The organism is Glaciihabitans sp. UYNi722 (assembly GCF_040549465.1).
GTDB lineage: Bacteria > Actinomycetota > Actinomycetes > Actinomycetales > Microbacteriaceae > Lacisediminihabitans.
In genome coordinates, this window is sequence record NZ_JBEPTL010000023.1 from 45,280 (window position 1) to 53,762 (window position 8,483).

Sequence of the window (8,483 nt, forward strand, 5' to 3'; positions counted from 1 at the left end):
TGGCGGCTAGGAATGTGGTCTTGTGCATGAGGATTCCTTTCATGGACGCGATGCGACGTCGCATCGACATTTGAGGGGCAAGGCGGAAGTTGGATTACGCGCGCTGCCAACGCAGCAGGAGATACTCGGCCCAGGCGATGATGGCGTTCATGGCTGTCGTGATGATGGCCAGCAGTGCGAGCACCGCGAAGACCCCTGCCGAGTTGAAGTTCTGTCCGTAAAGAACAATTTTTTGGCCAAGTCCGCTGCTTGAGGCAACGATCTCCGATGACACCACGCCGAGGACGGCCGTTACGACGCCAAGGCGCAGCCCGGCCATGATCGCAGGGACGCACCACGGGACAAGGACTGTCCGAAATCGCTGCCAGGGGCTGGCATGAAAGGCGCTGGTAAGTGAGATCAGGTCTGGAGAAACGGTCTTCATGCCGGAAGCGGTGGTGACCAGCACCATGAAAAACACGATCGAAATTGCGAGGGCGATCTTGGACGTTTGGGTGATTCCGAACCACAGTAAGAACAGAGGCGCGAGCGCAACCCGCGGAATGCTCATCAGCACAGAGATCCAAGGCTGAAGTACTCGATCGAGAAGCGAAATCGACGAGATAGCGAACGCCGCTGCGGTACCCGCGATACTTCCGATCGCAAAACCAATGAGGGTCGCGCTCAGGGTGACAAGCGTGTCGCTCCAAAGGCTGGTCCAGTTTGTGACAACGAATGCGCCGATCGCGCTCGGCCGCGAAAAGAACAGCGGGTTCAGTGCGCCGAGTGCGGCGAAGAGCTCCCAGAGAGACAGGAACGCAAGCACACTCGCGACCTGTAGGACTCGCACGAGCAGGCTTCGATGGCGGCGTTCTTTCGTCGTCTTGACCCACGACGCAGCGATGGCTTGTTCGAGTTCGACGGTACCTTCCCCAACTATTTCTGGAGCAAGTGGAACAGTGGTCATGAGTGATCCGGCTCCTCGGAGAGGAGATCCCAAAGGGATCGAACGAGTTCCTGAAATATCGGTTCGAAGCGGAGTGTGTCGAGGTCACGTGGGCGCGGGAAGTCGACGCGGATGTCGCGCCGCACTTCACCTTGGTTCATCACGATGATCCGATCGGCCATCAGCGCCGCTTCGCTGAGGTCGTGGGTGACGAAGACGACGGTCTTGCCCATGCCATCCCAAATCCGCAGGAACTCGACCTGCAGGCGGGCCTTCGTTTGAGCATCCAGGGCACCGAAAGGCTCGTCGACCAACAACAGTTCAGGGTCCATGGCCAGTGTTCGTGCGAGATTCGCGCGCTGGCGCATGCCATGTGAGAGTTGCTGCGGAAGCAAGTGACCCTTCCCACTCAACCCGACCAGTTGAACCATTTCCTCAGCACGCTGACGGCGCTGCCGTTTTCCGACCCCGCGCAGTTCCAAGCCGTACTCGACATTGCGGTGAATGTCCCGCCACGGTATAAGGGAATCGCGAGCGAACATGTAGCCGATCGCGGATGCGGGCGGCGCATCGGTCGTCACCACAACGCTGCCGCGCTCAGGCTTCAACTGGCCGGCGATCATGTTCAACAGCGTCGTTTTGCCGCAGCCGCTGGGACCCACGATGCACACGAACTCACCCCGGTTGATCGTGAGGGAGACGGACGACAACGCAGTATGGGCGCCCCTGAACGACGGAAACCAGTGAGTCAGACTGTCGACTTTGACCACGGGCTGTCCAACATGTGGAATGTCCGTCGCCGACTGGATTATTCGACGTCCCGCAGGTCGACCTGCGACTCCTACAAACTCGGGTTCGGGCATCTTCGCGCCTTTCGTGCTCGCAACTCTTAACTATCTATCCGATAACTTTGGAATGTCAACACAATTTTGTAATTCTCCGAACGGTCCCGGAGTCTTTCGTTGGCGTGGATGCGTCGGTGACTGATTTCTGGCGGTTAGCGATGTCGGACCTCCGGATGAATAGCGCACGCGGGTATCTCGCGGAGTTCCTCGTGGCGAGGGCGGTCGGCTTCGGTGACGTGCGCCGCATCGGGTGGGACGCGTATGACCTGCTCGTCGACGGCTGGATTCGCGTCGGAGTGAAGTCGTCGGCGTCCCTGCAGGTGTGGGAGCAGCGGCGTCTGTCGCGGATCGAGTTCTCGGGCTTCGCGGCGCGAGGTACGACCCGCGGCACGGCGACGACCCGGGCGGACGGCAGTTCAACGCGCATGTATAGGTGTTCGGCGGGCAGACCGCGACGGACCACGATGCCTACGATCCGCTCGACATCGGTCAGTGGGAGTTCTACGTGCTCAGCAAAAGCGACCTCGAGAAGGGTCGGATAGGCGGAAGGGCAGACGGTCAATACCGAACGGTAGTGGTGACGGCCGCGAGTCGGACGGTAGTGTGCTGATCGTCTTATACGGCACGATCACGACGGATGTCGGTGGTCTCGCAAAACTATGTGTTTCGCAAGCCACGCGTTGCTGCTCGAGGGCCGATTGAGGCCCTCGAGCGCGTCCGTAACACGCCCGGTCATCGGGCTTAATGTCGGGCAGGTCAAACGCACGACCATGCGCCCGCGGACGTATCGATACCAATGGTGGCGTGGGAGTGCCCGGTGATCGTCCCTTGGGCAACGATTTGACGCATCAAGAGCTGGTACACGCCGGTCGAACGAGTCAAGCAAAACGAGAGAAGCCCTCGTCCCCAATCAAGAGACTGAGCGCCTCGTATCGTCTAGCTTGGGGAGATGCGACGAATCATTCCGGTCATAGTCCTTGCCGCCACTTTCACGGTTCTCGCCTCGGGATGCACCACCGGCTCAACGCCCGCGACGAATTCGCCGTCCACTACCCCTTCATCCTCGGCGACAACTGCGGCGGGATGCCCGGCGACGCCTGGAAAGACTGTGCCGGCAGGAGCGGTCACGAAAGCGACCCAGGATGTCGACGGTGACGGTAAAGCCGATACCGAATGGATCGCGCGAGTCAATGGTCGGACGGAGTTCGGGGTGACCACAGCCTCTAACGCGACGTTCTCCTACGACGTTTCGTCGGCATCCCCAATCGCCCGAGGCGGTTTTGTGTCGAAGCTGGGGTCGCGATTCATTTCGCTGTTGTCCGATGGTCGCGGTGCGTACGTGCACGTGATCGTCAATTGCTCCTTCGTGCAGCCGAAAGACAGTAAGGGCGTGCCGTACACCTTCGACCTGCAGGATCTGCGCGGCAACGGCACCGGAGTCGGCTGCGTATCCGGCAACCTGGTCGGCTACCTTGCGAAGGGCGACGGCAGCACGTTCACGGTCACGCAGACTATCGTCAAGCTGAGCGCGGATGGAGGGACGGCGTCGAACGGCGCGGTCTCAACGATTGCCACCGGAGTCACTGCCTCGGACCCGCGAGTGAAGACGGCCGAGAGCGTCACCTGCGGAGACGACAACGTTGGTTCCGCAGGGGTCGTGCTGCAGCAGTAACTTTTCAGCCTCGATCCATTGATGGATATGAGGTTAAGTTGGTGCATCAAGCGGAATGCGCCTTCCTGATCAGGATAAATAGGACTTGCCTAGGGCCCCATTCGCCGATACGAAGGTCATCTCACAGGTGCGCGTTCTCACGCCACCCGGACCGCCGTCGCCTCATCCGATGATCCGAACCTCATGTTGGCTGTCGATCGTGCGTCTTGCCGAGGGGGCCGATCTTCGTGGAATTGCTAACCGGTGGTTCAGTGTCTCGACCTACTCAGGAGCCAACGCCGACAAGGAAGTCTCTTCGCTGGCGGGCGGGACGATCGCCAGGGCGGACTCGATCGACGATATGGCCGTGCCGCGCCCCGGTGGGATGAAAAAGATCTTCACCTCCCGTTACGCCCCGTCCATGTCCCCCTGGTGAAGAGCCCGGAGTAGCCACTCGAATCGTTGGAATCTAAAGTGGATGTGTGAATCGCACGGATCGCCTGTATGCGCTCGTGGAGGAGTTGCGTGCGGTAGCGCCTCGGCCGCGGAGCGCCCGGTGGCTCGCCTTGAGGTTCGATGTCAGTTCCAGGACTATCGAACGGGACTTGTCAGCATTGCAACAGTCCGGGGTGCCCATCTGGGCAGAACCCGGCCGGACCGGCGGGTACTGCCTGGATCCGGCGCACACCCTTGCACCGCTCGGTTTCACCGTCGACGAAGCGCTCGCGGTCACGATCTCGCTCGGGATGCTAGCGAGTAGTCCTTTCCGCGACGCAGCGACTTCTGCGTTGCGGAAAGTTGTTGCGGTGATGGATGACCGGAGCCTGGGCGAGACCGCGGAACTCGCCACCCGTATCCATTTTCTTGAAGACGGCCCCGCAGTTGAGATGCCGACGGAACTTGCTTCTGCTCTCCGCACCAGGAACGTGCTCCAAATTGTTTATCTAGACCGCGCGGGCGCCGTGACTTCCCGGGAAATCGAGCCCCTCGGTTACGTCGGAAAGGGACGTGACTGGTACCTAATCGCCTGGTGCCGTCTCCGGAACGCCTTGCGCGCGTTCAAGGGAAACCGAATCAGCGCCGCGGTGTCGACTGGTGAACGATCACCGCGTCGATCGTTCACCATCGAGGACCTCGATATCCCGAACGGAGAGTTACGAACCCTGAATACGGGCATGCCAGAACGCTAAACACCGACAGGACGGTGTCGCCAGACAGCGGCAGCATTGTGGTGTCGAGCCAGCGAGGCCGACCGAAGGGAACACCATGGAATTTGCATCCATCCGGATCATCACCAACAACGTCGACCGACTTGCCCAGTTCTACCAGGTTGTCACGGACACAATTGCGGCGCGACCGGCACCGGTCTTCGCCGAAATACGAACGGGGACGAGCGTTCTCGCAATCGCGAGCACCGCGACGGTCGCGATGCTCGGAGAGCACGCCCCCACCCCAGGCAACAACAGCTCAGTGATGATCGAGTTTCTTGTTACCGACGTTGACGCGGAGTTCGCCCGACTCAGGGACACTCTCGAAGACATCGTGCTCGAGCCAACAACGATGCCATGGGGCAACCGGTCCACCCTGTTCCGTGACCCCGACGGCAACCTCGTCAACCTCTTCTCGAAGCCAGCAAACTGAACACAATCATCCAACTAGCGGGGCCAGTGAGTCCGCATCGTCGCGACAACCGACCCACTCTGCATTACGTATCCAAGACGGCTATTCATCCCGAGAAACGTCCGCACACCGTTCCTCTTGCGAGCGGCCAATACAGCCCCAAAGTGGTCCGGAGCGTGCTCTCACTATGACGGGAAATACCGTCCGCTGATCGTCCGGCTAACGGACGGCATGACCAACTGGAATTCGGTGTAGGGCGCTCAGGTTGCTGGTTATCACCTGACGTTCCCACCTGCATCTCAAGGGCTACGCGGTGGGTGATAATTCGCGCCGGGGAATTCACGGTCACCTTCATCCGCAAACTGGCGCGGACCTTGTTTGAACTGCAACCGATCCTCAGACTGGGTGAATGCGCTCGTTTCAGCCAGATCCTTCCAACCTGTGGCCGCAGGACATGGCAATCACCATCGACAACAGCTCGGGCAAACTAATGTTCCTGCTGTTCGTTCGTGAGGCGTGGAACATGGAAGGTGTCGACCTTCCGGGTGTCAACCCTGCGCCGGACGGCGGCGGATCTGCGCGGCCGGAAACGTCGAAAATGACAAACTTCTCAACGCATGGAATACAGCATGGGCCCACGCAGTCGCAGACCTTTCTTTCGACCGTATCCCTCACCCGGTCGACTCCGCGGCGCAAGCGCGGCTCGACGCAATGTCGATCGAGGAGCTGCTGGCAATCGACGATCCCCGACGGACCGGCATCTTTGCCAACGGAGTCGACCTCGAGGCATACGCCGCATGGGACTGGTCCACAAAATCACTACCGAACCCGACGAGCTTCGAGGATCAACCCGAACGGCGCAACCTCACCGAACTCGTGCCGGCCTGGCGCGCAGGGCTTCGCAAGATCACCGAACTACCGTTCGCCGACGACTGGGCCCGCCGAATCAACACCCCACACCTTCTCGTCTCTACCCACACTCGGTTTGACCGGCAAAGTTACGGGCGCGCCCTCTCACTCCCGGTCGAGCCCGACCGCTAGCCGTTCCGGTTGCGGTCGCCCGGCCCGCAATCGGCTAACGGACACCGCAAAGCACGACCGGCCCCGCAAGCGGCGGTCGACGCCCTCACCGCGGCCGGCCGCCAGTGATAAGAGTGCCGTGTGATGCTTCTCTCATGCATCCCGCGCGTCTCGTCGCATTCATCTTTCTCATGCTCTGCTTGGCCGCGATACTTGCCGGCCTGATTTACGGTGCGATCACACCTAGCCCAGAAGACTTACTCGGTGGATGGACGATTTTAGCGGTTGCCACGATGTTCGCCGTCCTGTCTTTCATAGCCCTCATCATCTGGCGACGTTCGCGATAGTCACCGGCCGCTAACCACGCGCAAGGAACCGCTCTCGTAACCGAGAAATCCCGCTGAAGGTTCCGCTTACGGCGCGGGTGGAGTGGCACGCTGCCGTGGATGCCCTCGTCCGCGACAAAGGCACTGGACGCTGCTGACTGGGTGCTGATCACCATCCCCAACCAGCTCGGCGTTGACTTCAACATCAAACTCCTTACCGCCATCCACAACATCGGCCGCGAACTCGGTTAGACCACACAGAGCGAAACGGGGCGGCCGGTTCGAACGCTCTCGTTCGGCTGAACTTCGTCGTCGTCCTCCGGACTAGTTGCCGCGTCCCGCTGGGCGGAATGTCAACCGGGTCGAATGGCAGTGAGGATGATGTTCAACCAACGCGCCCGAGCCGTTTGCGGCAGGGTACTGGGTGCGCTGAGCATCAGAAGGAAGATGTCGTCCGCCGTGACGCCGTCCCTCAAGTTGCCGTCGGTTCTGGCAGCGGCCACGAGAATCTGGAGAGCTCTTCTTCCCCGGTCTTCGAGTTCCGGGGTCAGGTAGGCGGCGTCGAAAACGAGTGCAGCTTCTTTGACGGCCTGATTGTGTGCTGCCTCCTCGACGAAATCGGTCAGCAGGGTGACGATCCGGGCCATTGCGTCTCCTGGGGCCGCGAGGGTCTGAGAGGCCTCCTCGACCCAGTTGACGAGTGCACCGGAAAACTCTGTGAGCACGGCCTGGACGAGATCGGTTTTTGTCGGGTAATGCCGATACAGCGTGCCGACGGCGACGCCGGCCGTTTTCGCAATCTGCTCCATGGACACATCCGAGCCGGTTTGCGTGATCTGCGCCCGAGCGGCCTCAAGGATGCGAACCTGATTGCGACGTGCATCTACCCGCATGGCCATCCCTTCCTGCCTAAGGCACTTCGAACCGCCACTATCCCATCGAGCGGGACATGAGCCTATCGAAGCTCCGATCGGAGAGTAGTCGTCGGGCCAGCAGTACGCCCCGAGCGCCGAAGCCGGCAGCGTAGCGGGCCTTGGGATTTCGGGCGGTGACGGCGGTGGAGATCGTCTTGGCGATAACCGAGGGATCCGAGGCGCGGTCGTGAAACGGTCCCGTCGTAAAGGACGCAGCTAGTCTTTTGGCCGACGTGGCGTAGGGCCCGTCCCCTGAGGTCTGCAGCACAGATTCCGCCGCAATTCCTGACCATTCGGTTTTGATGGCGCCGGGCTCGATCACGACGACACCGATCCCGAATGGCTTCAGCTCGGCGCGAAGCACATCGCTCATCCCTTCAAGGGCGAACTTGGTGCCGTGATACCAGGCTCCGAAGGGTGTGTAGATCTTTCCGCCGATGGAGCTGATGTTGATGATCCGGCCTGATTTCTGTCGGCGCATCACCGGGATGACGAGCTGAGTCAGGCGCATCGCTCCGAAGAGATTGACGTCGAATTGCCGACGCCCCTCCTCGAGGGTTACTTCTTCGACAGAGCCGTAGGAACCGTAACCGGCATTGTTGACGAGAACATCGATCCTCCCCGCCTCCTTCTCGATCGTTGACACTGCCGCGCGAAGAGAACCTTCGTCAGTGACGTCTAGCGACAAAGTCCTGACGCCCTGTGCTCGGAGGCCTTCCATCCGGTCGAGCCGGCGGGCGCCCGCGTACACCGTGTAGCCGAGGCGGACAAGCCCGACAGTGGTCGCCTCACCGATCCCCGACGAGCCACCTGTTACAAGCGCAACCTTTTCGGACATGACGATTCTCCTAACGTGAATGTGTATTCACCTACTATAGTGAACCCAAATTCAGTTTATGTCAATGTTGATTCGACGGCGCTCTGCCTACGAGTACCTCGCCAAAGGCGAGCCGGCGGGTGAGGGTAATGTCGCCTACATGGGCTGCTCTTATCCTGCATCGACCGTGGTTAGATGCGGCGAATTCAGGTGGTGGTCGCAACACCGGCTTGATTTGACGGATTCAAGAGTAGCTCGGTGAGGACTTCTGCGGGGGTGTGGTAGCCGTGGCGTTTTCGTGGTCGCGCATTGAGTTCCGCGGCAACGTTGGCGAGGATCCCGGGCCCGTGAAACGAAAGATCAGT

At 60.5% G+C, this 8,483-nt stretch carries 11 protein-coding genes and 1 pseudogene; 7 read left to right on the forward strand and 5 right to left on the reverse strand.

What is annotated here, in order from left to right; translation table 11 throughout:
• Positions 1 to 94: 94 nt before the first annotated feature.
• Entirely contained in the window at positions 95 to 946 is an 852-nt protein-coding gene (locus tag ABIB56_RS15085) for an ABC transporter permease (RefSeq protein ID WP_354570050.1), read from the reverse strand.
• Entirely contained in the window at positions 943 to 1,788 is an 846-nt protein-coding gene (locus ABIB56_RS15090) for an ABC transporter ATP-binding protein (protein ID WP_354570051.1), read from the reverse strand. The genes ABIB56_RS15085 and ABIB56_RS15090 overlap by 4 nt, the downstream gene beginning before the upstream one ends.
• A 155-nt stretch (positions 1,789 to 1,943) precedes the next feature.
• Here ABIB56_RS15090 and ABIB56_RS15095 point away from each other — a divergent pair, with 155 nt between their 5' ends.
• The 7 genes from ABIB56_RS15095 (at position 1,944) to ABIB56_RS15125 (ending at position 6,639) form a co-directional block, all read left to right on the forward strand.
• Entirely contained in the window at positions 1,944 to 2,312 is a 369-nt protein-coding gene (locus ABIB56_RS15095; protein WP_354570052.1) for a hypothetical protein, read from the forward strand.
• A 407-nt stretch (positions 2,313 to 2,719) separates the two neighbouring features.
• The gene (locus ABIB56_RS15100; RefSeq protein WP_354570053.1) at positions 2,720 to 3,442 is read left to right on the forward strand and encodes a hypothetical protein; all 723 of its coding nucleotides are present in this window, start codon (positions 2,720 to 2,722) and stop codon (positions 3,440 to 3,442) included.
• Between the two features lie 169 nt (positions 3,443 to 3,611).
• Positions 3,612 to 3,857: a hypothetical protein gene (locus tag ABIB56_RS15105; protein WP_354570054.1), complete on the forward strand. Its 246-nt coding sequence runs from the start codon at positions 3,612 to 3,614 to the stop codon at positions 3,855 to 3,857.
• Between the two features lie 46 nt (positions 3,858 to 3,903).
• Positions 3,904 to 4,611 (forward strand): helix-turn-helix transcriptional regulator, encoded by a 708-nt coding sequence (locus ABIB56_RS15110; protein ID WP_354570055.1) that lies wholly within the window; start codon positions 3,904 to 3,906, stop codon positions 4,609 to 4,611.
• A 76-nt stretch (positions 4,612 to 4,687) separates the two neighbouring features.
• Positions 4,688 to 5,062, forward strand: a complete 375-nt coding sequence (locus ABIB56_RS15115) for a VOC family protein (RefSeq protein WP_354570056.1) — start codon at positions 4,688 to 4,690, stop codon at positions 5,060 to 5,062.
• 690 nt (positions 5,063 to 5,752) lie between these two features.
• The gene (locus ABIB56_RS15120; protein WP_354570057.1) at positions 5,753 to 6,082 is read left to right on the forward strand and encodes a hypothetical protein; all 330 of its coding nucleotides are present in this window, start codon (positions 5,753 to 5,755) and stop codon (positions 6,080 to 6,082) included.
• Between the two features lie 425 nt (positions 6,083 to 6,507).
• Positions 6,508 to 6,639 (forward strand): hypothetical protein, encoded by a 132-nt coding sequence (locus ABIB56_RS15125; RefSeq protein WP_354570058.1) that lies wholly within the window; start codon positions 6,508 to 6,510, stop codon positions 6,637 to 6,639.
• A gap of 101 nt (positions 6,640 to 6,740) precedes the next feature.
• On the opposite strand, the gene ABIB56_RS15130 is transcribed toward ABIB56_RS15125, so the two are convergent.
• The 3 genes and pseudogenes from ABIB56_RS15130 to ABIB56_RS15140 all read right to left on the reverse strand — a co-directional run.
• Entirely contained in the window at positions 6,741 to 7,280 is a 540-nt protein-coding gene (locus tag ABIB56_RS15130; RefSeq protein WP_354570059.1) for a TetR/AcrR family transcriptional regulator, read from the reverse strand.
• A 37-nt stretch (positions 7,281 to 7,317) separates the two neighbouring features.
• The gene (locus tag ABIB56_RS15135) at positions 7,318 to 8,139 is read right to left on the reverse strand and encodes an oxidoreductase (protein ID WP_354570060.1); all 822 of its coding nucleotides are present in this window, start codon (positions 8,137 to 8,139) and stop codon (positions 7,318 to 7,320) included.
• A 185-nt stretch (positions 8,140 to 8,324) separates the two neighbouring features.
• Positions 8,325 to 8,483 (reverse strand): annotated as a pseudogene (locus ABIB56_RS15140) (IS30 family transposase); the annotation flags it as partial.